Raw genomic sequence first — 26,151 nt, 5'->3', positions numbered from 1 at the left:
CCCCCCAGACACGGCCCTCGCGCGGAGCGCTCGGGGCGCTTCGCGCCCGCTGGAGCGGCCGTTTCTGGGGCCCCGGCGGGCCGGGACATGCCCAGATCAGCGGCGGCGGCGGCCGCGCAAGGCTACGACGCCACCCATGGGTTGGGGGGGATCGGGATCAAGCGGAGGCAATGCCTGGACGAGGCGCTCGATGCGTGGGAGCGACTCGGCCGCGGCGCGCTCGGCGCGGAGCTCGTCGAAGTCGCCTTCGAACACGAGGCAGAGGAGGTAGATGCCGGAGAACGAGAGCACGAGGTAGAAATCGCGATCGCGCTCGACGTGCCGGAGATGGCGGCCCTTGTGCACGCCGTCGAGCGGCAGACGGCGCACCGCCGCGATCGCGCGGCGGGCCGCTTCGCTCTCGGTCGCCTCGGGCTCGTCGTCGTCGTCGTCGTCATCGTCGTCGCCGCTCATGATCGCCATCGACTCGGCGGGGGCAGGCTTGCGCGCGTCGTGCGAGTGCGGCGAAGGCTCCTCGACGTCCTGGAGCGGGCCGCTCTCGTCGACGTGGACGGCGAGCTCGCGATCCGACACGTCGCGGAGGAGCAGCTCGTTGCGGGCGCGCGGCCGCGCCGGGACCGACGCGCACGCCCAGACCACGGGCGAGTCGGTGTCGATGACGACGGCGTCGATCGCGCGGGCGCGGTTGGCGAGCGCCTTGAGCTCCTCGTGCAACGAGCTCGCGGGACGCGGGCGCGCGCGCATCTTCTCCGACGGCGGCGCGGCGAGGGCGTCGGTGAACGTGCTCGCGAGCATCGCGAGGCGGCGGGAGAGCGCGTCGCGGTCCTTCGGCTCCGTCGCGAAGCTCGCGACGACGTGGCCGCCGTCCGCCAGGCGCGCGACGAGGACGTTCGGGGCCTCGGGCGGAGGCTCGTTCACAGCGAGCACACGCACGTCGTCCGCCGCGAGCTCCCGCTTCGCGAGCGCAACGAACCGTTCGAAAGCGCTGGACTCGTCGGCCATCGGACCGGGTTTTCTATCACGGATCGGTCAGAACGGGGCGGGGACCTGCATCCGCGTGTACTCGTCGACGCATTGCTTATCGCCGAGCGTCTGGCACGCGAAGATGCACACGCGCCGCTGGCAGCTCGAGGAGGCGTACAGTTGGCAGTTCTCGAGCTTGGCGATCGTCGCCATCTCCTTCCGTCGGCTCTCGAAGCCCGGCAACGTCATGTTGTTCATGGATCGCGCGCAGCTCTGCTCGACCTTCGCCACCTTCTCCGCGAGCGCCTTCTTCGCGGAATCGTCGACGACCTTCTTCGCCCCGGAGGCCGGCGCCGCCGGTTTGACCAAGGCTCGCGGCGCGGCCGACGCGACGACCTCCGGCTCCGGCGTCTCGACCACGCTCGCGCTCGCGCTCGGAGCGACGGAGACCACGGGCGGCGGCGCCGGCGCTTCCGTCATCGTCGTCGTCGTCGCCGCCGCGACGACGGGCGGCGCGGGTGGATCGCGCCGCGACGCGTAGGCGACGAGCGCGACCCCTCCGAGCAGCAGCACGACCGCGGCGATCACGCCGGCGCGAACGCGCGCCGGTGCCTTGGGCGGCGCTCCCGTCAGCGACTTCTTCTCCCACGCGCCGTCCGTCGCGCGGCGCTCCTCCTCCGGAGGCGTCGCGTGCATCGTCGACGCCATGCCGAGCGGCAACGTCGGCGCATCGCCCGACGGCGTCGCGCCGCTGCCCGGCGCGCCCGTCGTCGAGGTCGCGGTCGCGCGCACGACGTTCCCGATCCGGCCCGCCGACGTGCGCCCGCGCTCGGTCGCGAACGGGGCGAGCGCCTCCGCGAGCGCCCCGACGTCCTGGTAGCGATCGGCCGGCTTCTTCTCGAGGCACCGCGCGATCACGGCCTCGAGCGCCTCCGGCGCGTCGGGTCGACCCGAACGCAGCGGGGCCGGCGGGTCCATCGCGATCGCGGCGTGGAGCGCCGACGCGGTGGGGCCGTCGAACGGCGGCGACGCTGTGAGGAGCTCGTGCAAGATCGCGCCGAGCGCCCAGACGTCCGCGCGCGCGTCGACGTTCTTGAGGCTCCGCACCTGCTCCGGGGACATGTAGAGCGGCGTGCCCATCACCATGTCCGTCTTCGTGAGCTTGGGCGACGAGGCGTCCGCCTCCGCCGACGTCGAGATGCCGAAGTCGAGGACCTTCACGCACGCGGAGCCGTCGTTCCGCTGCGTGAGGAAGAGGTTCTGCGGCTTGAGGTCTCGATGGACGATGCCGCGCGCGTGCGCTTCGCCGAGCGCCTCGCAGGCCTGGAGCACGAAGTCGACCGCCTCGTCGATCGGGAGCCCCCCGCGCGATTCGATCACGTGCGCGAGATCGCTCCCGCGGAGGTGCTCCATCACGATGAAGGGCGCGCCGTTCGGGAGCGCTCCGACCTCGTACACGCTCACGACGTGCTCGCTCTGGATCGCCGCCGCCGCCCGCGCCTCGCGCTGGAAGCGCTGCGCCGCGGCCTCGTTCGCCGCGCGCGCCGGGGTGAGGAACTTGATCGCGACGGGGCGGTTCAGCGAGGTGTCGAGCGCGCCGAGGACGACGCCCATGCCGCCTTCACCGATCGCCGACTCGATCCGGTACTTCCCGGCGACGAGGTCACCGACGCGAGGAAGGGGGCTCGACGTCATGCATCCAGACTACAATACGCACGCGTGACCGACGGCGTTCCCGGGGCCGATATTCAGCCCGAGCAGACCGGGACCCCGCGGGCGACCGCGGTGACGGGGATGCTCCTCGTCCTCCTGTCCTACCTCTTCCGCCTCCCTGCCCTCCTCAACGCGCGCTCGACGAACTCCGACGCCGCCGTCGTCGGGCTCCAGGCGATGCACGTCCTCCGCGGCGAGCACTCCCCGTTTTTGTGGGGCTCGGGCTACCAGACGTCCGCCGACTCCTACGTCGCGGCCGCGTTCTTCGCCGTCCTCGGGCCGACGCCGCTCGCGCTGATGGTGTCGTCGCTCACGCTCCACGTCGTCGCCACGCTCGTCGTCTTCGGCGCCGTCTTGCGACGCGCGGCGCCGTGGGTCGCGTTCGCGCTCACGCTGCCGCTCGTCTTCGCGCCCGCGTCGGTGCACACCTACGCGCTCTATCCGCCGCGCCAGCTCTCGATCACCCTCGCCCTCGCGACGTTCTGGGCCTTCGACTACGCGAGCGATCGGACCGGCGCACGCGCCTCGACGGCGGTGATCCTCGGCGGGCTCCTCTACGGCCTCGCCGTCTCCGCCGATCCGTACCCGCTGGTCCTCGCGCCGATCGTGATCGGGTTCGCGCTCCTCACGTTCCATGGCCGCGTCGTGGGCGGCGTCGTCGCGCTCGCGCTCGGCCTCGCGATCGGGCTCGTCCCGTTCTTCGCCCTTCGCCGGCTGAAGGGCGCGAGCGACGGACCGCTCGGGCTCTCGCTCGACGTGGTGGGGCACAACCTGAAGGTGCTGTGGAGCGACTGCCTCCCGTGGGCGCTGAGCTATCGCGTGTATACCGCACACGATCCGTCGCGCTACGTGCCGTGGCGCGCGCCGGTGCCGGTGCAGGCGCTGCAGCTCACGGGCGCGTTCGTCGTCGTCGCGCTCGTCGTCGCCGGCCTCGGCGCGGTGCGCGACAAGAACCTGCCGTGGCCGGTGCGCCGCCTCGGCTTCATCGGCGCGCTCGGCTGGCCGGTGACGATCGCGGCGTTCCTCGTCTCGGTCATGGTCATGGACCATTTCTCGACGCGCTACCTCGCGACGCTCACGCTGCTCCTGCCGTTCGCGGCGCTGCCCGCCGCGCGCATGTTGCGCTTCGTCCGCTTCACCGGCGTGCTCGGCCTCCACCTCGCGACGGCGGCGATCTGCGGCTGGCTCGGCTACGGGCCGTTCGTCCGCGGCGTCGTCCCCGTCGTCGAGCTGCCGGAGATCCGCGACGACTACGCGCTCTTCGACGCGATGAAGACGCGCGGCGTGAAGTACGCGACCGCCGACTACTGGGCGTCGTACCGCCTGACCTTGCTCTCGGGCGAGGACCTGATCGTGGTCCCCGCGAACCCGCGCGAGGACCGCTACCCGCCGCATCGGCGCGCGTTCGAAGAGGCGCCGCTCTTCGCGTACGTCTACGACCGCGGTCGCTCGCGCGAGGACGTGCTCGAGGTCGAGCGCCAGCTCGTCGCCGACAACGCGAGCGTCGAGAAGGCCGAGCTCGGCGTCCTCACCGTGTTCGTCGTGACGCGGAAGTGAAGCGCGTCAGTCGGTGCAGGCGACGTTGCCGTAGGGATCGGAAGAGGAGTCGCTCCGGACCTTGGCCGACTGGAGACGCGTCTCGCTCTGGGAGCGCGGGGCGACCGACGTGCGATCGTTCTTCGCCTCGGAGCGATCCCGTCCATGGGCGACGGGGAGATGACGCGTTGCAGCTTGCGGCCGACCGGAAAGTGGAGAGCTCATAACGTGGTACATCGCAGCAAACCCTATGCCCTCACCAAAGGCGCGGGCGAATTTCCAGCCGACGTTCCAACTGCGCGGAGTTGCACGATCTCGCTGATCGCATGAGTAAGTGCGTTCGCACCGTCCTGTGCGTAAGCGTCGCCCCCTACACGCAAACGTGTAGCCGCCGGGACGCAACTCGAGTCATCACTGAGGACCATGCCCCGCGACGCGAAGAAGCTCCAGCGCTACCGCGCGATGCGCTCGCCGGAGGTCACGAACGAACCGTTCGGCTACGACACCGCGGAGACCTTCCCTGAAAAGCGCGCTCACGGCGCCTACGTCGTCCACCTCCACGACGCGACGCGCCGTCACTACGACGTGCGTCTCGAGATCGGCGGCGAGCTCTTGAGCTTCGCGGTCCCGCACGGGCCGTCCCTCGATCCGTCGAAGAAGCACCTCGCGGTGAACACCGAGGTGCACCCGATCGAGTACCTCGAGTTCGAGGACGTCATCCCGAAGGGCGAATACGGCGGCGGCGCGATGATCGCGTGGGACCGCGGCGCGGTGACGTACCTCGAAGGCCCGCCGGAAGAAGAGATGGCGACCGGCAAGCTCCACGTCGAGCTCCACGGCATGAAGCTCCGCGGGCGATGGGCGTTCGTGAAGCTCGCGAAAAGCGCCAAGGGCAACGAATGGCTCTTGTTCAAGAAAGACGATGAATCCGCGAACCCGGGGCGCGACCTCCTCGCGGAGCTCCCGCGCTCGGTCCTCTCCGGCCTCACGGTGGAGGAGCTCCTCGAGCGCGACGCGATCGGCGACCGCTTCCTCGCGCGCGCGAAGGCGCTCGGCGCGACGAAGCTCACGACGTCGTTCGTCACCTCGCGCCGCCCCGCGCTCGCGGCGATCGCGGGCGCGAAGAAGCCGGGGAGCAAGGCGCCGCTGCCGCCCTCGCTCTTCGACGCCGAGCTCGGCGGGATCCGCGTGCTCGCGGCGCGGGACGGCGACGTCGTGACGCTCCGGCGCTGGGCCGGCGCCGCGGGCGAGGACGTCGAGGCGTATTACCCCGAGACCGTGCGCGCGCTCCGCGCGTTGCCGCTGTCCTCCGTCGTGCTCGAAGGTGAGCTCATCGCGTTCGATCCGTCGGGCCATCCGAGCCGCGCCCTCCTCGCGCGTCGGGCGCGCTCCTTCGCGAGCGAGGGCGCTCTCCGCGCGACGACGGAGACGCCGGTCATCCTCGTCGTCACCGACGTCCTCGCCGCGGGCGACCTCGACACGCGTCCGCTCCCGATCGAGGACCGCCGCGCGCTCGCGCTCCTCCTCCTCCCGTCGATCGGCTTCCTCCGCGCCGCCTCGCCGCTCGAGGGCGACGAGGCGACGTTGCTCGAGGCGATGGCGAGCCTCGGCATCGCGTCGGCGATCGCGAAGCCGAAGGGCGCCCCCTACGACGACGGCGGGTGGCAGCGCCTCGAGACCGGCGTCGCGCCGCCTTCGCTCACGCCGATCCGGCACGAGAGCACGCGCGAGGTCAACGTCACGAACCGGGAGAAGGTCTACTGGCCCGGCGATCCGACGTACACGAAGGGCGACCTCGTCGACTACTACGCCGCCGTCGCGGACGTGCTCGTCCCCTTCTTGAAGAGCCGCCCCGTCATCCTGACGCGTTACCCCGACGGCATCGAGGGCAAGAGCTTCTTCCAGTGGAACGTGCCCGCCGGCATGCCGCCGTGGATCCGCACGCTGGTGCTCGACCGGCACGAGCATCTCAAGCGCGTCTTCCTCGTCGACGACGCGGCGACGCTCCTCTACGTCGCGAACCTCGGCTGCATCCCGCTCCACGTCCTCGCCGCCCGCGCCTCGAGCCGCGAGGAGGCCGACTTCGCGACGATCGACTTCGACGTGAAGCAGTCCACCCTCACGGACGCGATCACGCTCGCGCGCACGCTCCACCGGATCCTCGACCAGATCGGCCTCCCCGGCTTCCCGAAGACCTCGGGGCAGTCCGGGCTTCACGTGCTCATCCCGCTCGGCCCGGGGCAGAGCTTCGACACCGCGCGCGCATTGGCGGAGCTCCTCGGGCGACTCCTCGTCGAGCGGCACCCCGACATCGCGACGATGGAGCGCGTCGTCGGCAAGCGCGGCGACAAAGTCTACGTCGACACCGTGCAGACCGGGACGTCGCGCGCGATCGTCGCACCCTACTCGGTCCGCGCGGTGCCGGGCGCGACCGTGTCGGCGCCGCTCGCGTGGAGCGAGGTGAACGCGAAGCTCGATCCGCGCGCCTTCACGATCGCGACGATGCCGAAGCGCCTCGCGAAGCACGGCGATCGCCTCGCCGGCCTGCTCGAGGCGCGCCCGGACGTGCCCGCCGCGGTCGCGGCCCTGAGCAGCCTCGTCGTGGCGCGCTTGACGCCGTAGCGCCGCGGCGCGAAGGAGGCGGCGCCGTGGCAGCCTCCTATTTCGACGTCGACGGGACGCTCGTCCGCACGAGCCTCATCCACCCGACCCTCTATTACATGCTTCACCAGCGCTCCCCGATGCGGAGCCTGCAGAAGCTCGCGCGCGCCGCGATCCGCGCGCCGCAGATGGTGCTCGCGGAGCTCTCGGACCGCCGCCTCTTCAACGAGGCGCTCTTCACGAGCTTCGAGGGGATCTCGAGCGATCGCCTCCGCCTCCTCGCCGACGACGCGTTCGAGAGCGTCCTCAAGAAGGCGATCTTCCCCCACGCGCGCAGCCTCGTCTCGCGCTGCCGCGACGAGGGGCACGACGTCGTGCTCGTCTCGGGCGCGCTCGACTTCCTCATGCATCGCCTCGCCGATCACCTCGGCGCGACGCACGTGATCGCGAACCGGCTCGAGATCAAGGACGGCTACGCGACGGGGCGCCTGCTCCGTCCCGTCGTCGCGGGCCCGGAGAAGGCGCGCCTCGTCCGCGAGCACGCGAAGGAGCGCGGCCACGACCTCAACGAGTGCTTCGCGTACTCGGACAGCTACTCCGACGTGCCGATGCTCAGCGTCGTCGGCCACCCCGCGGCGGTGAACCCGGACGGCAAGCTCGAACGCCTCGCCCGCACCTACGGCTGGCCCGTCCTCAGCCTCGAGCGCGCCGCGAGCTGAGGGTCACGGCGCGTACGGCGTCTGGAAGTCGGCCCAGCGCGAGGTGGGCTGGAGGCCGTTCTCTCGATCGTAGTTGTCCTTCGTCCGGAGCTCGCGCGCCGATTTCGCGAGCGACTCGATCGAAACGACGGCGGCGTCGATCGCGGGGTCGTCGGCGCCCTCGAGGTCCTTCACCCAGCGGCGCATGAAGCGGACCGCGGAGAGGAGGCCGCCCTCGTTCGTCGGCGCGCCGCCGAACGCGCCGTCGCGCCCGTACACCGTGCCGCTCGTCCTGAGGTCGTCCTCGACGAGGTAGATCCACATCCGCGCGAAGTTGGCGAACATCCGCTCGTGGATCGCGCGGCGCGGGCCCGAGGCGGGCGGGCTGAAGTTGTCGCGGAGCTGCTTGAAGCTGAACGTGCGGACGCTCGCGATCTTGCCGGTGCCTTGCCGGAAGCCGGACGCGTCGAGCCACTCGGAGGCGGCCGACTTCCGCGCCGCCATCACCGCGACGATGAATGCATGATGCACGTCGTAGCGCGGGAGCATCACCGACTCGAGGTAGTCGCCGATGAAGGTCGCGAAGTTGTCGGCGTGTTTCGTCAGCGTCGGATCGTTGAGGAAGCTCATGACGAACCAGCTGAGCTGGAAGAGGTCGCCCTGGTTGATGAGCGCCTCCTTGTGCGACGGCACGGAGTGGATCGACTGATCGACGCGTGGCGGGAGCACGGTGCAGGGGTGAGCGGGTGACGAGAAGCACGCGGGGTTGTCGCGGCGCTCGAGCGGGGCGATGCGGATCATGTCGCCGGCCTCCCAGAGCGGGCTCCGCGCGATGACGGTCGCGAGGTGCTCGTGCTCGCGCGGGCTCGCGCCGTTCGCGCGTTCGTCGGCGAGCTGATCGGGGTGGAGGCGGAGGTCGTGCCGCAACATGTGCGAGAGGACCTGGACCGACTTGTACTTGAAGCGCATCCAGTCGCACGCGCGCGTGAAGTCGCCGGCGGGCAAGTGCGAGCACTCCGTGAGCGTGTCGATCGCGTCGTAGTACTTCCAGAGGTTCTCCGTCGTCGGCGCCTCGCGGTACGCGGCGACGGCGGCGCTCCACGCGGCCTCGGAGCCGGGCTTCGGCGACGTCGCGATGTCGGGGACCCACTCGAAGATCGAGCGACCGGCGTGCGCGGCGGCAGGGGTCCGGCCGCACACGCCTTCGGACGCGCTCGGGTCCTCGGAGAAGCGATCGAACGGGACGCCGAGCTTGATCGCATGGAGATCGAGGCCGACGAGCTCGGCGTACGCCTTCTTCGCGAGGGCGAGCGAGTCGATCTTCGTCGTCGCCCACGTGAGCTTCAGGTCCTCGGTGAGGTAGCGCGCGAACTGCTCGTCGCGCGCGTCTTGCGAGCTGGTCTTCACGACCTCGACGTCGTCGGCCGGCTGGCCGAAGGGCTCGTACGCGGGCTGGAACGGGCGGAACTTGTCCGGATGGAGCGGGCGGCGGACCTCGTACTTCTGTCGCAGCGCGTGCACGAGCTTCACGATCGCGTCGGCCTGACCTTCGGAGACGTGGCGGAGCGCGCGCCGGCGGATGTCGCAATCGGAGTACCCGATCTTCGCGAGGTCGATCCCGTCGGGGCTGTGGCACGTGATGCACGCGCCGTCCTTGCTCGCGGGATCGGTCCACGCCGCGAGGCCGGCGCCGATCGCGGCGGCGAGCTCGGGCTCCGGCATCGCGCGCTCGGCGGCGAAACCGGGTCCGCAGCGCGGATCGGCCGCCGCCTCGGGGCAGAGGATCGACGCGGGGTAGTCGGCGCGCGCGTCGGGCGAGCCGCCGGCGTCGACGAGGCCCACCGATCCGCCGTCGAGCGGGGCGTTCACGCCGCTGCTGCCGCCGTCGGGGTCCGGCGTCGCGTTCGAGGAGGGGCCGGCGTCGCCGTCGCTCCCGCAGCCGGCGTACGCGGCGACGGCGGCGAGGAGGACGACGACGAGCGCGCCGCGTGCGCATTCGCGTGAAGCGAGCATCTCCCATCTGTGACCGGACGCGCGCGTTCTCGTGCGGTCGCGATCACATTTCTTCGATTCAGTCGCTCACCATCTCACACGCGCCTCCGCGCGAGCGCCGCCGAGCACGGGCGCGACGCGGAACACGGGCCGGCCGGCGAGCTCGAACGACGGCCGCTGCAGCGGCAACGCGGCGTCGCCGCCGACACCGAGCGCGAGCCACGACGTGAGGTCGTACGAACCGTCGAGCGCGACGACGGGCGCGAAGAGCGCCGCCGTCGCGGAGCGCGGATCGGTCACGCCGCGGCCGCGGCCCCAGACGACGTCGGCCTCGAGTCCGCCGCACGGCGCGAGGTGCGCGCGACCGATCGCGAGGAGCGCGAAGCACCCGAGGGCGCGGACCCGGAGCGCGCCGAACGTGGCGTCGTCGCCCGCGTCGGCGGGGAAGAGCCAGTGACCATCGACGCGCGCGCCGACGGGGCCGCGCGCGGCGGAGGCACCGACGTGCGCGGCGACCGCGGGCGCGGGGAGGATCCCGAAGGCGGCGCCGGCGCCGGCGTGGAGGGCCCAACGAATGGGCGTGGGCGTGGGCGTGGGGGGCGGGGGCTCGAGTGGCGGGGGCGCGAGCGGCACGGGCGGGGGCGCCGTGGGCGTGGGCGTGGGCGGCGCCGCGTCTGTGTTCGTGACCGGCGCCGTGGTGGTGGGTGCGGGCGCGAGCGCGACGTCGGGGTCGATGCTCACCGCGACGATGAGCGCGCTCGCCTCGGCGAGGGCGGCGCACGACGACGCTTCGAGCTCGCGCGAAGAACGCGTCCCGTCGGCGACGGTCTCGAGCACGACGCGCCAGCGCTCGCCGTCTTGCTTCACGCGCGCGGTGACCACGCGATCGGTCGGGCGAGACCGTCCCGCCAACATACGTGCAATCTGCACGAGCACGTCGTCCTCGGTCGGGCACCCGGGCGGCGCCTCCCAGCGCAGCCTGACGGGCGGCGGAGTGGCGTCGGCCGCGGCCACGCCGGCGGCGAACAGCAGCGGCGCCGCGAAGGCGATACGAGCTCGGACGCTCAGGGACACGGGAGCTTGCGGTCGAAGCCGGCGACGTGCGCGAAGCACTCGTTGCAGTAGGTGACGCCGTCGCAGCCACACACCGGGTTGCACTCCGCCGGGCACACCGCCGCCGCCGGGCGCGGCAGGCAGCGCCCGACGACAGGCGTGGTCCCGCACGCGGTGTCGGCAAAGTCGCAAAACTCGTCCGCCGCGCAAGGCTCGCCGCGCTCGCCGCACCGGATCGACGCAGGCGAGATCGCCGTGTCGGCCGCCGCATCGCGCGGAGGCTCCGCCGACGCATCGCTCCGCGCCGCGCGGTCCTCCCCCAACGAATACGGCCCACCGCCCGTGCACGCCGCACACACGACGACGAGCACGCCGACGACCACGCGGAGCGCGCTCATGGATCGAGCCCGCACGTGGCGCGCACTCGCGCGGCGATCGGCGCGCCGCCGTTGCTCGCGACGAAGGCACGAGCCTCGCGCTCCGCGTCGGGCGCGCCTTCCTGACAGAGCGCGATCGCACGCAAGCCACGTCGCTCGAGCGCCAGCATGCCGGACGGAAAGCGCCGCGCATGCTCATCGAGCGAACGCCGCGCGCCCGCCGCATCCCCACGCTGAAGCGCCGCCTGCGCCTCACGAATCAGCCGCACCTCCTCCTCGAGCCCAGACCCACTCGCACTCGCACCGCTCGATGCTCCCACGCCGCTCGCACCACTCGATGCCGCCGCTACGCCGCCGCTCCCTCCACTCGATGCCGCCGCACCGCCGCTTGCGCCGCTCGCTGCCGTCGCCGCGCCGCCGCTTGCGCCGGTCGATGTCGCCATTGCGCCGCTCGAGGCCGCCGCGCCGCCGCTCGATGCCGCCGCCGCGCCGCCGCTTGCGCCGCTCGATGCCGCCATCGCGCCGCCGTTCGTGCCTTCGGCGTGCTCGTGAGAGGGGGCCTCGGCCGAGCTGGGCGGCGGCGCGGTGGCGGCGCGCGACGACGACGCGGAGCTCGCGACCGCGCTTGTGTTCGGAGGAGCGTCCTCGCTGTGGGTGGCGAGCCAGCCGCCGCCGATCGCGAGCGCGAGCGCGGCGGGGAGGATCGCCTTGACCGCGAGGCCCTTTGCGGCCGCCGTGTTGGCGGGGCTCGTGTCCGGTGGCGGGCCCGCCGCGGCGCGGAGCACGGCGTCCCGCACGCGGGACTTGGCCTCCGCGGAAGGCCCCCCCTCGCCGCGGGCCGAGTCGATGAGGTCGCGCGACCAGCGTGAGAGATCACTCATCGGCTCCCTCCGTCTCTCCCTGCGCGCCGCGAACACGTGCCGCGAGGCGCTCGAACTCCTTGCGCGCCGCGCGCAGTCGGCCGTGCGTCGTGTTGACGTTCGTGCCGAGGATCTCCGCGGCCTCGGCGACGGAGAAGCCCTCGAGCTCGACGAGGACGAAGACCTCGCGCTTCTCCTGCTCGAGGCCGTCGAGGAGACGCTGGAGCATACGCGCCGCTTGCGCCCGCTCCGTGAGCGCCTCGGGTCCCTCCTGCGCGGGGAGCGAGAGCGTCTCGGGTCCGACCTCCTCGCCGTGGAAGAAGCGCCCCTTGCGACGATGCGTACGCCGGTGCGCCCGAACCACATGGAGCAGGATGCCGAAGATCCACGTGCGGAGCTGGCTCCGACCCGCGAACTGCGCGAGCCGCCGATGCACCGTGAGGAACACCTCCTGCACGACGTCCTCCACCGCGTCTTCGACGACGCCGAGCCGCCGCGCGGAGCGCCACACGAAATCCGCATGCGTCTCGTACACCTGATCGAACTCGAGCGCGTGCGCAGGCGCCGCGTCCGCGGTCCCAGGCATCACCGCCGGAAGCTCCTCGAGACGCCGCGTCGTCACTGGGCGGTAACATCCCCGCAGCGAGCCCCGAGCGTCAAGCCGGCCACCGAGCACGAAGAGCACGAGTCATGAGTGACCGGCCGCCGCGAAATCCGTCACGGAAGCGACTTCGCGCAGCGAAAACCCGTCCCGTGGTTGCGCTCGCCGGGGTCGGCGTGGAATCGAAACGTCGAGCGGACCCACGCCTCCGACGAGCCGTTCCACGCGCCGCCGCGGATCACGCGCGTCGTTCCTTCGGTCGGCCCCGCCGGATCGGTCGCGTCGTCGCGCGCATACGCGCCGTGCCAGTCGGCCACCCACTCCCAGACGTTGCCCGCCATGTCCTCCGCGCCCCAGCGCGACGCGCCGGCGGGGAACGAGCCGACCGGCGCGGTCGTCGGCCACCCGTCGTTCCCCGCGTGAAGCGCGCCCTGGCTCGGCTGCTTGTTCTTCTTGAACCACCCGTCGCACTCGCGGCCGCACGCGTTGAGGTGCTTGGGCCCGGGAGCGACGTCACCCCATGGATACCTGCGCCCGTCCGAGCCGCGCGCGGCGAACTCCCACTCCGCCTCGGTCGGCAAGCGCTTGTCGTTCACGCGGCAGAAGCGATCCGCCATCGTCCAGTCCACGCAGTTGATCGGATGCGCGCCGAGCGCGGGAGCGACGCCGGTGCAGAGCGGATCGTAGACCTTGTGCTCCGTCTCGCTCATCCCCTCGAAGCGATTCGTGTCGGGCGCCCGCTTGCAGTCGCCGCGATCGCTGCACGCGCGGTACGCGTTCGCGGTGACCTCGAGTCGATCGATGCAGAACGCATGCACCTTGACGTGATGCGCCGGTCGCTCGTCGTCGGGCCCGTCGTCGGTGCCCATGAAGAACCTCCCGCCCTCGACGAGGACCATCCCTTCCGGGCAGGAAGCCGGCGCGGACACGCTCGCGCTCGCGCTCGCGACGACCGGCGGCGGCGGGCTCGCTCCCCGCCGCGCGCCGACCCACGCCCCAACGCCGCCGAGCCCGAGCAAGATCACGGCGCCGACCGCGACGCTTGCGCGGGCCCCCGACGATCTCCGCACCGGCGCCGCGATCGACGTCCGCGTGCTCGTCCCCTCCCCCGCCGGCGCCGCCGAGGGCGCGGGGGCGGGGCTGCGCGACGTGACGATCGGGAGCGTGCGGGCGACGGACATCGGCATCGGCGTGGCCGCCGGCGCGGCGCCGTCCGTCAGCATGAGCGTGCCGCGCGCCGACACGCGCGCGCTGCTCGGAGTGGACGCCGGCGCGGGCGGCCGTCGCTCCGTCTCCTCGGACATGCTCGCGTCCTTCGCGTCCGCCCCGCCGACGAGGCCCATCGCGCGCAGGCTCGCCTGGAGGTCGGCGAGGTTCTGGCCGGAGCTCTTCGCCTCGATCATCGCGATCGCCTCGTCCCGCTCCGCGATCGTGGCCCCGCACAGATCGCGCAGCCATGCTCCGACCTCGGCCGGGCTCGCCGGCGTGACGGTCGCGCCGATCGCCTCCGCGAACGCGCGCGCGGTCGCCCACCGCTCGCCGACGTCGCGCTCGAGGCCGCGCATCACGACGCGATCGAGCGCGGTCGAGACGGCGGGCTGACCCTTGCTCGGCGGCTCCACCACCGACTCGAGGATCTGCCGCACCACCGCGCCCTCGTTCCCGGCGAGGAAGAGCTTCTTGCCGCTCAGCATCTCCCAGAAGACGACCGCCGCCGCGTAGACGTCGGTCCGGCGATCGACGGCGCGGCTCTCGATCTGCTCCGGCGACATGTACGAGAGCTTCCCTTTGAGCTCGCCCTCGTTCGTGCTGGAGATGCGCTCCTCCGCCTTCGCGACGCCGAAGTCGAGCACGCGCGGCGCGCCGTCGAGCCCGACGAGGATGTTGTGCGGAGACACGTCGCGATGGACGATCCCGAGCGGCTCCCCCGTCTCGCTCCGCGCCTCGTGCGCGTCGTGGAGGCCATGCAATGCGCCGATCATCACCGCCGCGGCGACGGCGGGCGCGATCGGCACGAACCGCTGCCGCGCGGACTGGAGCACCTGGTTCAGCGCGACGCCGTGGACGTACTCCATGACGATGAAGAGCTCCGAGCTCTCGCGCTCGTGCACGACGTCGAGCGTCTGCACGACGTTCACGTGCCGGATGCGCGCGACGAGCCGCGCCTCGTCGAGGAACATCGTCACGAACTCGGGCGCGTGCGCGAACCGCTCGTGCAGCTGCTTCACCGCCACCATGCGCGCGAACCCCGCCGCGCCGACCTGCCGCGCGAGGTGCACCGTCGCCATCCCGCCGGAGGCGATCGCACCGCACAGCTCGTATCGACCTCCGATCGTGCGCATCGCCCCGTTCGGGCGAGCGTACCAGCGGGCGAGCGTGTCAGCGTGTCTTCAGATGCAGACGGCGCACGCCGGCCACCGCCTCCACCGCGTGGAGCAGCTTCGGCAGGGCGAGGGTGTCCTTGAAGGCGAGGTCGAGCGTCGCGCCGACGCGCCGTTTGTCCTCGTCGAGCCGCCGCTCGTAGGCGACGTCCGAGATCGTGACGCCGAGCGCGCCGAGGTTGCCGACGACCTCGTCGAGCGCGTCCGGATCGCCGAGGACGAGCTCGAGCTGGCGCTTCAGCACGTGGTCGTCCTTGTCCTCGAAGCGGCGCAGCACCGTGAGCGCGACGACGCCCATGCCCGTCACCGCGATCGCCTCGACGAACATGCCGCCGCCCGCGCACATGCCGATCGCGGTCACGAGCCAGAGGCCCGCCGCGGTCGTGAGCCCCTGCACCGTGAAGCCGGTCCGCAGGATCGCGCCACCGGCGAGGAACCCGATCCCGGAGACGACGGACGCGGCGATGCGCGAGCCGTCGACGTCGACCGGGCCGTCGTGCGTGTAGCCCTGCAAATAAGCGAATTGTGCGGATACGACCATGAAGGTCGCCGCCGCCATCGCGACGATGAGGTGCGTGCGCAGACCGACGGGACGACCGTGACGGTCGCGCTCGTAGCCGATGACCGCGCCGAGCGCAGCACCGGTCCCGATGCGAACGAGCATGTCGACATGGCCAATCATGGAAACGATCACGATGGATCTCCACGCCCGACCCTCCACCCATTTCCGACGAAGGGGGCGCTCACGGTCACGAACGTTACGGCGTCGGGTCCTGCGGCGGCGGGGGCGGGGCGGGTGGGGTGAAGCCTGGCGGCGGACCGTAGCCCTGCTGCGCCGGGTGCGCCGGGACGCGATGCGGGGAGAGCGGGACCGGAGGGGGAGGCGGAGGCTTCTTCCAGAAGCCGCCCGTACCGAAGGCGGCGAAGGCCCAGCGCATCCAGCGCACCACCGTGAGCGCGAGCCACAGCGCCCACGCGAGCATCGCCAGGCGGTAGAGCATCATCGGCGCGCTGACGACGACCGGGGCGTCGAGCTCCGCGCCGGAGCGATCGGTGAACCACCGAAGGCTCGAGCCGTACGAGCCGTTGCCGCTCACCTGCATGTCGGGGCGGCCGAGGAGGCCCTGATGCACCGCGACGAGCAAGATGACGACGACCACGAACGCGCCGCCCGCGATCGCGAGCTGGCGAACGTTGAACCCGTGCGCCGAGACCTCGGGCGTGCGCTCGCGCCACGCGACCGCGTGCAGCCACGCGACGACGATCGCCGCCGCCACGACGCTGAGCTGCGAGAGGCCGATCGCGAAGAGCATCCACTGCCACGACTTGATCGGCGTCTTGCGCATCCACCCCACCGCGCCGGCGACGGCGAGCACGATCGCGAGGAGGCTCCAATAGAGGACGACCGGCCCGAGGCGCGGCCCGCGGAGCGCGAGGAGCCAGCGCCCCTCCGGCATCGCGATCGTCGTCGTCGCGTTCACGCTCGGCGCGCCGAGGTCGAGCTCCGGCGCGCGGTACACGAAGCCCATCGCCACGTTCATGCGCCACTTGAGGACGACGGACTGCGAGCCCGGCGCGATCGGGAGCGTGACCTTCCGCCCCTCCTGCTGGATCGGCTGCGTCGCCCCGTTGATCGACACCGACTCGAGGAGCGAGCTCTCCGGCAGCGTGAGCACGTGCTGCGCGCCGCGGCTCGAGCGGAGCTTCATCGTGAGCGTCGCGTCGGTGGCGCGGAGGCCCGGCTCGAGCGCGTACGTGCTCTCGTCGATCGTGAGCGTGTTGCCGGTGACGCCGTTCGGACGGCTCACCTTCACCGTGACGACCTCGCCCGGCCACGGCCGCCACTCGGGCAGTGCCTGCCCCGCCGCCTTCTGCTCCGCGTGCACCACCGGCACACCTTCGAAGTCGGCGTGCCAGATCGGGCTCATGTCGAGGCGCCACAGCTCCGTCCACGCCGCGGCCTTCGGCGCGGTGAGGACCACCGGCGACGCCTGGGTGAGGACCGACTTCCACGAGAGCTCCGTCGCCGCCGGCGGCATGTTGAGCTGCGCCTTGCCGCCGGCGACGCGCACGTCCGCGGTCGTGACCGACTCGCCCTTGAGGAGCGGGACCTCGAGGACGATCGCGGTCCCCACCGGCGAGAGGCGCACGACCTTGGTCGAGACCTGCCAGTCGAGGCCGACGAGGAGCGTCCGCTCGATGCGCACGAACGGCGGGAGCACGCCCGGCTCCAGCGTCGCCGCGCCGCCGGCCTGCCGAACACGTGTAAGCTGCAAGTTGTCGTCGGCGAGGCCGTCTTCGTGGATCCCCTCGACGCGCCAGCCCTCCGCCTGCGCCTCGACGTGATGAGGCTTCAGCGGGAGCGACAGCTGGACGAGCTCGCGATCGGGGAGCGGCCCCACGAGCGTGGCCTGATGCCAGCCCTTCTCGACCGCGATCCACACCCGCCCGTCCTCGGTGCGCTTCAGCGCGCGCGCCGGCTTGCCATCGAGGAGCACGTCCTCCGGCGACCACTGCGCGCTGGTCGGGATCGGGATCGCGGCCGGCGCCGCCGCCTCGATCTCCACCCGCACGCGGAGCTGCTTCGCCGACGCCTCGATCAGCATGCGCGAGCTCGACGCGCACGTCGGCGCGCACGCCGGCGTCTCGAGGATCCGCTTCGCGAGCTCGTCGAGGACCTCCTTGTCCGGGATGCTCTGCGCGCTCGCGGTGCGCGGGAAGAGCACGAAGAGGGCGAGGACCGCCGTGACGGCGAAGCCGAGGGAGCTCTTGCCGCTCGCGTCCTTGTCGCGACGCGGTCGGATCGGAACGACGCGGAAGATCAGCGCGGCGACGAGGAGCACGCGGAGGACCGCGAGCGCGGCGTTCATCGGCGGCGTGAGGAGATAGAGGTGCAGCCGCTGCGAGCGATCGACCGGGCCGCTCCACTGGAGCGGGACCTGCACGAAGCTCCAGCGCGGGCGACCGGGACCGGTCTGCACCATCGAGCTCGGGTCGTACACGTTGGCGTTGAACTGCTGGTAGTCCACGCTCGAGCTCGGCGCGTACTTGCCGCCGATCGCGCGCGTCGGAGCGGTCGCCGACGCGGCGGGCTCGGCCTTCGGCGGCTCGGCCGGCCTCTTCTCCGCCATCTGGTCCTGCGCGACGTCGGCCTCCCCCTCTTCGGCCATATCGGCCGGCGCGTTGCTCCGCGCGAGGCCGCCGCCCTCGCGCATCTCCGCCGCGAGCGCGGGGAAGAGCCCGCCGCGCACGTGCTGGATGAGGAAGGGCACCGTCACGAGGACGAGCGCCACCGCGACCGCGCCGCGTCCGAGGCCGGCGAGCTTCCGCGCGACGACGATACCGCGGCTCGGGATCTCCGCCTTGCTCTTCGCGCGATCGATCGCGCGGACGAGCGCCTCCACCACGAAGACGGCGACGAGGACGTACTTCGGCGCGCCGCTCTCCGGGAACGTGAGCGCGAACGTCACGAGCGCGAGCGCGCCCCACTTCACGCCCCAGAGCCGCCACGCGCCGATCGCGAGGACGAGGGCGAGGAACAGCTCGAGGAGCGTCCAGTGCTTCACCCAGGTGCCGGGGACGTCGTCCACCCCCGCGGCGTGCACGAGGCGGAAGCCGGGCGGCAGGTTCAGCGTCGCGCGCACGGAGTGGAAATCGTGGTTCCAGCCAACAGCGGGCAAATCGCCAGGATCGGCCACGACCCGCGAGTCCGCGCTCACGCGGAGCACGCCCTGCCGGACCTCGACGCCGGTCCGCGCCGCGTCGGTCTCGAGGTGGGTGATGAACTGGTCCTTGCCGTCGATCGCGACGCGCCCGAGCGTCGTCGGCGCGAGCATCTCGAGGCGGCTCGCGCGGCGGAGGTTCCCGCCGAGCTCGTCGCTCACGGTGAGCGCCTTGCCGTCGAAGTCGAGCCACATCGTGCGGACGAGGGTGAGGTGATCGGGCGGCGGCTCCGCGTCGCCGCGCCGCCGCTCGACGAGCTGGAGCTTGCTCCCGAGCGCGAGCGGGTACGCGGGGAGCTTCTTCCACTCGTCGGGGAGCGAGGTCTGCTGCGGATCGATCGCGGAGACGCCCTGCACGTCGACGAGGCGCAGGTTCGTCCGCGCCTCGAAGACCCAGACCTCCTCGCCTTCGCGCCACGGCCCCTCCGGCTTCGGGCGCTCGATCGTGGCGACGGGCCCTTCGCTCCGCGCGACGACCTCGATCGTCCACGTGCCCGGGCGCGCCTGCACGCGGAGCCGCGTGTCGGGCTCCACCCGCGCGGGGAGCTGCGCGTCGATCGCCATCGGCACGAAGCCCGGCGGCAGCACCTTGCCGAGGAGCACCTCGCGGTTGCGGCCCGCGACGTTGAGGACGATCCGCGTCGTGAGGAGGAGCGGGACCTCGTCGACGATCTTGCGATGCACGACGAAGTCGAGGCGCTCGCCCTCCTCGGCGGTGAGCGTCTTCTGGAGCCACACCGTCCCCTTCGCGTCGCGGTTCGGCTCGTCGATCGCCTTGCCGCGGAGCGCGAGCGAGAGGAGCGCGGTCTCGGGCGGCACCTGGATCGACTCGGGGAGCGAGTCCCACGCGAAGACGCCGGCGACGACGTGGTCGCCCGGCTCGAGCTCGACGCTCGGGACTCCGCCCTGCGGGACGACGACGGCGCGCTTCCCGTCGACGGTGACGTCGAGCGGCCATCGCTTGTCGTCGCCGGGGAGCGGCACCGCGCGCTTCGCGTCGACGTGCCACGCCTGCTTCCACGTCCCCCGCTTCTCGTCGAGCACCAGCTCGAGCCGCGCCGGCCACGCGCACTGCGGCGCGCCGCCGGTGACGCCTTGCAGCGTGGGACACAGCGCGTCCTCCTTTCCATGGAGCGCCCACTCCGCCCACGGCTTGAGCGGCTCGGGGATCGGCGCGGCCCCCGCCGGAGCCGCGAACGTCAACAGGAACAAAACGAGGACGACGGCGAAATGGCGCATGGCATTCTCCGCGAGACCGAACCTCGCATGGACGTACTCCCCGCGTCCCCGATCTACGACCGAAGAAAATGAACGTCCTCTTTTTAGGCGCGCACGACTCTCCAGCCCACCGCTACGCCTTCGGTATGCGGCGTCGCGAGGATCTGCCTTTTCGCTACGCATCACGCCCACATCCCAGCCGCCGCGCCATCCTCGAGTCCACCACCCAGCTTGGCCGGCGCCGAGCTCGTCGCCGCTCCCTGACGGAGCTCAGCGCCGCGGCTTCCATCCGAACCGTCCGAGGTCGATGCGGCCGCGCGCGTCGAAGACGATCCCCTCCGCCTCGAGCATCGCGCGCTGGAGGCCGGGGTGCTCCCCCTCCGTCGAGATGCCGCCCTGGCCGTTGACGACCCGCTGCCACGGCAGATCGTCCGACGCGGCGCGGATGGCCCATCCCACGCCGACCGGCGTGAGGCGGCGATCGATGAGCTGGCTGATCTGGCCGTAGGTGGCGACCCGTCCGCGCGGGATCCGCCGTACGATCTTCCAGACCGCCTCGAACGGACGGTCGGCGGCTTTCTTCGGACGCTTCGGCATCGCGCGGACGAGCCTAGCGCGGGCGGCTTCGCGCGGGCCGGGGCTCGTGGTACGGAGGCGGCGGCCATGTCTCACCCTCTCGTCGTCACCCTCGACCGCAAGAGCGCGCCGCGCACCATCTTTTCGGGCGACCGCCTCGTCGAAGTGGACCTCCCGCCGGGCACGCGGGTCATCTATCCGAAGCAGCCGCTCGCTCCGCTGAAGGACGTCGACGCGGCGATCCGTTACGCGATCAACCACCCCCACGGGACCGACCCGCTCCACGCGAAGCTCCGCCCGGGGATGAAGGTGGTCATCGGCATCGACGACATCTCGCTCCCGCTCCCGCCGATGCGCCGGCCCGACATCCGCGAGCGCGTGCTGACGATCGTGCTGCAGACGCTCGCCGACCACGGGGTCGAGGACGTCGAGATGATCATCGCTACGTCGGTCCACCGGCGCATGACCGGCCCCGAGATCCGGCACATCGTCGGCGACAAGATCTATGACGCGTACTACCCGGACCGCCTCTACAACCACGACGCCGAAGACCTGAAGAACATGGTCACGATCGGCGAGACCGAGCTCGGCGAGGTCGTCGAGCTCTCGCGCAAGGCGGTCGAGGCCGACCTCGTCATCTACGTGAACCTGAACTTCGTGCCGATGGACGGCGGCCACAAGTCGGTCGCGGTCGGCTTCTGCGGCTACAAGAGCCTGCGCGCGCATCACAACCCGAAGGTGATGCGGAACTGCCACTCGTACATGGACCCGTCGTCGTCGGAGCTCGCCACCAGCGTCGAGCGCATGGGCCGCGTCGCGAACAAGAAGCTCAACGTCTTCACGATCGAGACGACGGTCAACAACAACATGTTCGACACGCCGCTCCAGTTCCTCCACAAGAACGAGGACGACCTCTCCGCGATGGAGAAGGCGGCGCTGAAGGCGCTCAACGTCACGCTCTCGAAGGTGCCGCAGCCCGCGCGCCAGGCCATCTTCCAGAAGGTCCCCTCGCCCTACGGCGTCACCGGCGTCTTCGCGGGCGAGACGGAGGCGGTGCACCCGCACACGCTCGCGCGCTCCTACGAGCAGTACCTCGTCCCGATCAAGGGCCAGGCGGACATCCTCGTCACGGGCGTCCCGTACATCAGCCCCTACAACGTGAACTCGTTCCTCAACCCGCTCCTCGTGCAGGTGATGGTGAACGGGTACCTCTTCAACCTCTACAAGGGGAAGCCCCTCCTCAAGAAGGGCGGCACGATGATCGTCACGCACCCGTGCACCGATCAGTTCGACAAGGAGCATCACGCTCCGTACATCGAGTTCGTGCACAACCTCCTCCCGGAGACGCGCGACGCGATGGAGCTGCACAAGCGCTACGAGGCGAAGTTCGCGGCGAACCCGGCGTACATCCAGGCGTACCGCACCGGCCACGCGTACCACCCGGCCCACCCCTTCTTCATGTGGTACTGGGGCGAGGCGGGCCGCCAGCACACCGGCCGCGTCATCGTCGTCGGCGCGGACAACGAGTACATCCCGAAGCTCATGGGCTGGGAGACCGCGCGCTCGATGCCGGAGGCGCTCGAGATGGCGAAGGACACCGCGCCGCCGAGCCCCGACATCGTGCTGATGCACATCCCGCCGCTCGCGATGGCGGAGGTCACGGTCTGATGGCGCCGGGGGGGCCGCAGCCGTACCGCGTACCGGCCCCGCCGCCGGGCCCCTCGAAGCCACCGTCGCGCGCGATCGCGATCGCGGCGAACGTGACGATGCTCCTCGTGCTGCTCGGCTCGTTCGGCGGCTGCGTGAAGTGGGGGTGCACGTACGATCACTTGAGCGAGAGCGCCGGCTTCTCGCTCGCCTTCGGCGCCGGCGCGCTCTGCCTCCTCTCCGGCGTCGTCGCCGTCGTGGTCCTCCTGCAGAACCGCCGCGCGCACGAGACGTCGAGCATCCTCGGTCTCGCCGTGACGATCCTCCTCACGCTCGCGACGGGCCCCCTCTCCTTCTTCTTCTGGGCCTGCACGACGTCCTCGGGCGGGATCGGGCTCGGCGGGTGGGGGCGGCCGCTCCGGATCGGACGGCGCGCGGTGACGCCGGGGGTCCGCGCGAGCAAGGAGTGGGCGCGCGGGCCGCGGCCGGACGTGACCGGGCTCGACGTGGAGACGCGCGCGGCGCTGCGCGACCTATGGTTGCATGATGCACGCAAGGAGCACGCGAGCGTGCCCGCGTTCGGGCAGGTCGCGTGGCAGCTCGTGGCGCTGGGCGCGCCGTCGGACCTCGTGCGGCGCGCGCACGAGTCGTGTCTCCAGGAGATCGATCACGCGGAGCGGTGCTTCGCCCTCGCGTCCGCGTACGCGGGGCGCGACCTCGGCGTGCAGGAGATGCCGGCGCTCCACGCCGGCGGCGCGGCGCTCCCGAAGGATCGCGTGCGCGCGCTGACGCAGGTGGCGACGGAGGCGCTCGTCGACGGAGCGCTCCTCGAGGACTACAACGCGGCCCTCGCCGCGACGGCGCTCGACGCCGTCCGCGATCCGGCCGCGCGCGAAGCGCTGGTCCGCATCGTGGAAGACGAGAGCGCTCACGCGCGCCTCGCGTGGGACATCATCGCGTTCTGCGTCGAGCGAGGCGGCGCGCCGGTCGTGGCCGCGCTCGAGCGGCGCTTCGCGGAGGTGCCGCCCGAGCCGGTCTCGCTCTACGAGGAGTCCCTCGCCCGCCGCGTCGCCGCGCTCCCCGACAAGACGCCGCTCTGGGCCCACGGCCGCGTCGACACCTCGCGCGCCGGCGCCGTATTCACCGCCCGCCTCACGTACGCCCGCACCCACCTCGCCGCCCTCACCACCCCGCTCGCCGCCGCGGCGTGACGCTGCGCACCTGACGACGCGCCAAGTGACGCTCCCGCAAGGGGTGGCCGGCTTGGAGATGTGCCGGGCGTTCGCACACCGAAGGGGCGCGCATTCTTCAGCGGCCTGGTGGCCGGCTTGGAGATGTGCCGGGCGTTCGCACGCCGAAAGGGCGCGTGTTCTTTGGTGGCCTTCTGCGATGATGGCGGCATGCGCCGGCGGCTCTTCCTCGCGAGCCTGTTCTTTCCCGCGGCGGTCGCGTGCGGGCTCACGGTCGTGGGGAGCGCGACGGACGACGGAGGCGCGCTGGTCGACGGAGACTCGGGCGCGTCGTCGTCGTCGGGCTCATCGTCGTCTTCGGGCGCGTCATCGTCGTCGTCGGGCTCTTCCTCTTCCTCGTCGTCGGGCTCTTCCTCGTCGAGCGGGGGCGGCGACGGGAGCAGTCCGGACGATGGCGGTGAGACGCTCGACGGTGGTGGAGGCGATGGGGACGGCGGGCGCGACGCGTCGCTCGACGGACCGGACGCGCCGGGGCCCGACGCTGACGCGACGCAGAAGTGTCAGGTGGCGTGCGGCGCCGTCGGCGGGACGTGTGATGGCGGCGTGTGCCTCGTCGGGCGCACGGGTCCGGGGTCCGGCGTGGTCGTCTGTCCGGCCGGTCTGCCGTGCGAGGTCCGCTGCGTGGGCGCGACCGCGTGCGTCGACGGCGTCGACTGCGGCGACGCGAGCACGTGCGACGTCCAATGCATCGGCGCCAACACGTGCTTGAACGAGGGCGTCAAGTGCGCCGGCCGGCGCTGTGACGTCACGTGCGACGGCGCCAACGCATGCCAGTTCGGCGTCGACTGCCGCGCCGCCGAACATTGCGGTGTCTCGTGCCGCGGCGTGAACGCCTGCGCGAACGGCCCGCGCTGCATCACGGACGGCGACTGCGCGTTGCGCTGCGGCGAGCAGCCGGGCGCCGACCTCAACGCGTGCCGCGACGGCGCGCAGTGCTTCGCCGGCACCTCGTGCACCGTCGCGTGCCTCGGCAGCGAGTCCTGCAGGAACGAGCGCGTGATCGCGAAGGCGGGGACGACGTCGACGGTCGTGTGCGCGGCGGGGAACAACTGCCGGGAGGGCGTCGCGATGTCGGGGCAGAACGCGAGCGTGACATGCGGCGGAGGCGACGCGTGCCTGCGTCACGTCCAGTGCGACGCCGGCTCGTGCGCGAGCTCCTGCGAGACCGGCGGCAGCAAGCGGCTCTGCTGCACACCAGGCTCGAGCTGCGCAGGCTCCGCCGGCTGCCAGGCGAGCACGAACATGTCCGACTGCCAGTAGCGCCATCGGCGAGAACGCCGCCGGACCCGCTGGTCGTGCAACGTAGCGAGCGGCAGATCGACGCGCGCGTCGGCGGCGCGCTTCGCTACGACATGATCGCCGCGACGGCGGAGATGATCGCGGCGATGAAGCAGATGGGGCGGCCGGCCTCGCACGCGACGCGCTCACGCTTCACCGAGGTGAAGCCTCACGAGCGGCTCGTCCTCACGAACGTCATCGACTTCCTGCCCGGCGTCGCGACCTACGAGAGCAACATCGCGGTCGACCTCTCCGCGACCGGCGACCGCGTTCGCATGGTGGTCACGCTCGACGGGATGCACACCGACGAGCTCACGAAGATGCAGGAGGAGGGCTTCACGAGCCAGCTCACGAAGCTCGACGAGCGGTTCGCGCGCGCGGAGTGACGGCGCGCGCGTAGACTCGACGGATGCCGACCTACCTCTATCGCATCGAGCCCACCCGCCTCGGCATGCCGACCGACCCGACGCCGGAGGAGCAGAGCGCGGTCGCGGCGCACTTCGCGTACCTCAAGGCCGCCTACGACTCCGGCGTCGTTCGCTACGTGGGCAGGACGCTCGACGCTCCGCACCTCGGCCTCGCCGTGCTCGAGGCGGCGGATCAGGACGCCGCGACCGCGTTCCTCACCGGCGATCCGGCGGTGGAGAAGGGGATCTTCGCTGGCCGCGTGCAGCCGTTCAGCGAGGTCCTACCGATGCGGTCGCGGTGACGTGCCGAAGAGCCGCAAGCGAGGGCGCTTCGTCCGATAGCTCATCGCGACGCGATGGTATCACCTCCCGAGCTTGACGCAGCGGAGCCCCAGGTCGGTGATCGCGCCGGCGGCGCCGTCCGTGACGAGGAAGCCGACCGCGAACCGCCCCGTCGAGCAGTCGACGCGCGGCTGCCAGGTCGCGCGCACGCCCGTCGGCACCTGCTCTTGCTGGAGCTCGGGGCCGGTCAGGCTGCCCGTCTTCGGATCGATCTTCTTGCCGAACAAGCGGACCCAGCGCACGGAGCCGTTGTCGCCCGTACCGACCTGCACGCCCGTGATCGCCGTGCCGTCGGGGAAGCCGAGCGAGAGCTCCTTGTCCGGCGCCTGACCTTCGATCGCCCACGCGTCCTTCGCGAGCTCGGCGTATTCGCGCGCGTCACCGGAGAGCTTCAGGAGCTTCCGGTCGATCGGGCCCTTGCCGGCCGGGCTCGGGAGGGTCTTGAGCTTCAACACCTTGAGGCTCGAGGCCGCCTCGGTCGCGGTGCGCACGCGCTTGAACGCGCCCCCGTCGACGGAGACGATCCCGATCTGGCTGCCCGCGATCTTCAACGCGGTGAGCTCGCCGCCGCGGGTCCCGACGCGTATTCCGCTCGGGAAAGAGAGGTCGCCGCTGACGGTTCCCAAGGACCCAGCGGTCGCGGACGCGGCGGACTGGCTCGACACCACGACCGTCGTGGTCTCGGTCGTCGTCGTGGTCGTGGTCGTGGTTCTGCCGTCGCTGTCCGTGGTGGTCGTCGTCGTGGTCGTGGTCGTGGTCACCGTCTTCGTCGACGGCCCCTTCGATTTGGCGACCTCCTGGATAGCGTAGTCGGGGACGAGAAAGGCGTCCGCAGGCGTGGTGGTCGCGAGCACGCAAGCCGCGGAGAGGACCGCGAGAGCGGTGAGGTGGAAGACTTTCATGCGGGAGCTCGATGGACGACACACCGCGCGTTCG

The 26,151-nt window shown here is 71.8% G+C and carries 21 protein-coding genes; 9 read left to right on the top strand and 12 right to left on the bottom strand.

Going from position 1 to position 26,151, the window contains the following annotated elements; genetic code table 11:
* Positions 1-96 precede the first annotated feature (96 nt).
* Both KF837_31960 and KF837_31955 read right to left on the bottom strand, forming a co-directional pair.
* Positions 97-1,002 (bottom strand): hypothetical protein, encoded by a 906-nt coding sequence (locus tag KF837_31960; protein MBX3231985.1) that lies wholly within the window; start codon positions 1,000-1,002, stop codon positions 97-99.
* Positions 1,003-1,029: 27 nt separating this feature from the next.
* Positions 1,030-2,658: a protein kinase gene (locus KF837_31955; GenBank protein ID MBX3231984.1), complete on the bottom strand. Its 1,629-nt coding sequence runs from the start codon at positions 2,656-2,658 to the stop codon at positions 1,030-1,032.
* 24 nt (positions 2,659-2,682) lie between these two features.
* Here KF837_31955 and KF837_31950 point away from each other — a divergent pair, with 24 nt between their 5' ends.
* From KF837_31950 to KF837_31940, 3 genes are all read left to right on the top strand, one after another.
* Positions 2,683-4,233, top strand: a complete 1,551-nt coding sequence (locus KF837_31950; protein MBX3231983.1) for a hypothetical protein — start codon at positions 2,683-2,685, stop codon at positions 4,231-4,233.
* A gap of 402 nt (positions 4,234-4,635) precedes the next feature.
* A complete protein-coding gene (locus KF837_31945) occupies positions 4,636-6,834 on the top strand; it encodes a DNA ligase (protein ID MBX3231982.1) in 2,199 nt (732 codons plus the stop codon).
* A gap of 26 nt (positions 6,835-6,860) precedes the next feature.
* On the top strand, positions 6,861-7,532 hold the full coding sequence (locus KF837_31940) for an HAD family hydrolase (GenBank protein MBX3231981.1): 672 nt from the start codon (positions 6,861-6,863) through the stop codon (positions 7,530-7,532).
* 3 nt (positions 7,533-7,535) lie between these two features.
* Here KF837_31940 and KF837_31935 read toward each other — a convergent pair whose 3' ends face one another.
* The 9 genes from KF837_31935 to KF837_31895 form a co-directional block, all read right to left on the bottom strand.
* Positions 7,536-9,524, bottom strand: a complete 1,989-nt coding sequence (locus KF837_31935; protein ID MBX3231980.1) for a hypothetical protein — start codon at positions 9,522-9,524, stop codon at positions 7,536-7,538.
* A 66-nt stretch (positions 9,525-9,590) separates the two neighbouring features.
* On the bottom strand, positions 9,591-10,577 hold the full coding sequence (locus KF837_31930) for a hypothetical protein (protein ID MBX3231979.1): 987 nt from the start codon (positions 10,575-10,577) through the stop codon (positions 9,591-9,593).
* The gene (locus tag KF837_31925; GenBank protein MBX3231978.1) at positions 10,568-10,954 is read right to left on the bottom strand and encodes a hypothetical protein; all 387 of its coding nucleotides are present in this window, start codon (positions 10,952-10,954) and stop codon (positions 10,568-10,570) included. The genes KF837_31930 and KF837_31925 overlap by 10 nt, the downstream gene beginning before the upstream one ends.
* On the bottom strand, positions 10,951-11,850 hold the full coding sequence (locus KF837_31920) for a hypothetical protein (GenBank protein MBX3231977.1): 900 nt from the start codon (positions 11,848-11,850) through the stop codon (positions 10,951-10,953). The genes KF837_31925 and KF837_31920 overlap by 4 nt, the downstream gene beginning before the upstream one ends.
* Positions 11,807-12,415 (bottom strand): sigma-70 family RNA polymerase sigma factor, encoded by a 609-nt coding sequence (locus KF837_31915; GenBank protein ID MBX3231976.1) that lies wholly within the window; start codon positions 12,413-12,415, stop codon positions 11,807-11,809. Before KF837_31915 ends, KF837_31920 begins: the two co-directional genes overlap by 44 nt.
* A gap of 95 nt (positions 12,416-12,510) precedes the next feature.
* Positions 12,511-14,736, bottom strand: a complete 2,226-nt coding sequence (locus KF837_31910) for an SUMF1/EgtB/PvdO family nonheme iron enzyme (GenBank protein MBX3231975.1) — start codon at positions 14,734-14,736, stop codon at positions 12,511-12,513.
* Between the two features lie 37 nt (positions 14,737-14,773).
* The gene (locus KF837_31905; GenBank protein ID MBX3231974.1) at positions 14,774-15,457 is read right to left on the bottom strand and encodes an MgtC/SapB family protein; all 684 of its coding nucleotides are present in this window, start codon (positions 15,455-15,457) and stop codon (positions 14,774-14,776) included.
* A gap of 76 nt (positions 15,458-15,533) precedes the next feature.
* Positions 15,534-19,736 (bottom strand): hypothetical protein, encoded by a 4,203-nt coding sequence (locus KF837_31900; GenBank protein MBX3231973.1) that lies wholly within the window; start codon positions 19,734-19,736, stop codon positions 15,534-15,536.
* A gap of 249 nt (positions 19,737-19,985) precedes the next feature.
* Positions 19,986-20,312 carry an MGMT family protein gene (locus KF837_31895; GenBank protein MBX3231972.1) on the bottom strand — a complete coding sequence of 109 codons (327 nt, stop codon included), beginning with the start codon at positions 20,310-20,312 and terminating at the stop codon, positions 19,986-19,988.
* 66 nt (positions 20,313-20,378) lie between these two features.
* On the opposite strand from KF837_31895, the gene KF837_31890 reads away from it, so the two are divergent.
* From KF837_31890 to KF837_31870, 5 genes are all read left to right on the top strand, one after another.
* Complete coding sequence (locus tag KF837_31890; protein MBX3231971.1) at positions 20,379-21,959, top strand: DUF2088 domain-containing protein; 1,581 nt, start codon at positions 20,379-20,381, stop codon at positions 21,957-21,959.
* The gene (locus KF837_31885) at positions 21,959-23,149 is read left to right on the top strand and encodes a hypothetical protein (GenBank protein ID MBX3231970.1); all 1,191 of its coding nucleotides are present in this window, start codon (positions 21,959-21,961) and stop codon (positions 23,147-23,149) included. Before KF837_31890 ends, KF837_31885 begins: the two co-directional genes overlap by 1 nt.
* 189 nt (positions 23,150-23,338) lie before the next feature.
* Positions 23,339-24,448, top strand: a complete 1,110-nt coding sequence (locus KF837_31880) for a hypothetical protein (GenBank protein ID MBX3231969.1) — start codon at positions 23,339-23,341, stop codon at positions 24,446-24,448.
* A complete protein-coding gene (locus KF837_31875) occupies positions 24,373-24,852 on the top strand; it encodes an SRPBCC domain-containing protein (GenBank protein ID MBX3231968.1) in 480 nt (159 codons plus the stop codon). The genes KF837_31880 and KF837_31875 overlap by 76 nt, the downstream gene beginning before the upstream one ends.
* Before the next feature lie 23 nt (positions 24,853-24,875).
* Positions 24,876-25,175 carry a hypothetical protein gene (locus tag KF837_31870; protein MBX3231967.1) on the top strand — a complete coding sequence of 100 codons (300 nt, stop codon included), beginning with the start codon at positions 24,876-24,878 and terminating at the stop codon, positions 25,173-25,175.
* A gap of 60 nt (positions 25,176-25,235) precedes the next feature.
* Here KF837_31870 and KF837_31865 read toward each other — a convergent pair whose 3' ends face one another.
* Positions 25,236-25,766: a hypothetical protein gene (locus tag KF837_31865; GenBank protein ID MBX3231966.1), complete on the bottom strand. Its 531-nt coding sequence runs from the start codon at positions 25,764-25,766 to the stop codon at positions 25,236-25,238.
* A 4-nt stretch (positions 25,767-25,770) separates the two neighbouring features.
* On the opposite strand from KF837_31865, the gene KF837_31860 reads away from it, so the two are divergent.
* Entirely contained in the window at positions 25,771-26,025 is a 255-nt protein-coding gene (locus KF837_31860) for a hypothetical protein (GenBank protein ID MBX3231965.1), read from the top strand.
* Positions 26,026-26,151 lie beyond the last annotated feature (126 nt).

Source organism: Labilithrix sp. (genome assembly GCA_019637155.1).
GTDB lineage: Bacteria > Myxococcota_A > Polyangia > Polyangiales > Polyangiaceae > Labilithrix.
This window is presented reverse-complemented; position numbering and strand designations above follow the sequence as displayed.

Coding starts and splice junctions, on each gene's coding strand:
- KF837_31880 (MBX3231969.1), top strand. CDS start 23,339: ATGCGCCGGCGGCTCTTCCTCGCGAGCCTGTTCTTTCCCGCGGCGGTC.
- KF837_31895 (MBX3231972.1), bottom strand. CDS start 20,312: ATGCCGAAGCGTCCGAAGAAAGCCGCCGACCGTCCGTTCGAGGCGGTC.
- KF837_31905 (MBX3231974.1), bottom strand. CDS start 15,457: ATGATTGGCCATGTCGACATGCTCGTTCGCATCGGGACCGGTGCTGCG.
- KF837_31935 (MBX3231980.1), bottom strand. CDS start 9,524: ATGCTCGCTTCACGCGAATGCGCACGCGGCGCGCTCGTCGTCGTCCTC.
- KF837_31885 (MBX3231970.1), top strand. CDS start 21,959: ATGGCGCCGGGGGGGCCGCAGCCGTACCGCGTACCGGCCCCGCCGCCG.
- KF837_31955 (MBX3231984.1), bottom strand. CDS start 2,658: ATGACGTCGAGCCCCCTTCCTCGCGTCGGTGACCTCGTCGCCGGGAAG.
- KF837_31925 (MBX3231978.1), bottom strand. CDS start 10,954: ATGAGCGCGCTCCGCGTGGTCGTCGGCGTGCTCGTCGTCGTGTGTGCG.
- KF837_31870 (MBX3231967.1), top strand. CDS start 24,876: ATGCCGACCTACCTCTATCGCATCGAGCCCACCCGCCTCGGCATGCCG.
- KF837_31910 (MBX3231975.1), bottom strand. CDS start 14,736: ATGCGCACGATCGGAGGTCGATACGAGCTGTGCGGTGCGATCGCCTCC.
- KF837_31960 (MBX3231985.1), bottom strand. CDS start 1,002: ATGGCCGACGAGTCCAGCGCTTTCGAACGGTTCGTTGCGCTCGCGAAG.
- KF837_31900 (MBX3231973.1), bottom strand. CDS start 19,736: ATGCGCCATTTCGCCGTCGTCCTCGTTTTGTTCCTGTTGACGTTCGCG.
- KF837_31945 (MBX3231982.1), top strand. CDS start 4,636: ATGCCCCGCGACGCGAAGAAGCTCCAGCGCTACCGCGCGATGCGCTCG.
- KF837_31890 (MBX3231971.1), top strand. CDS start 20,379: ATGTCTCACCCTCTCGTCGTCACCCTCGACCGCAAGAGCGCGCCGCGC.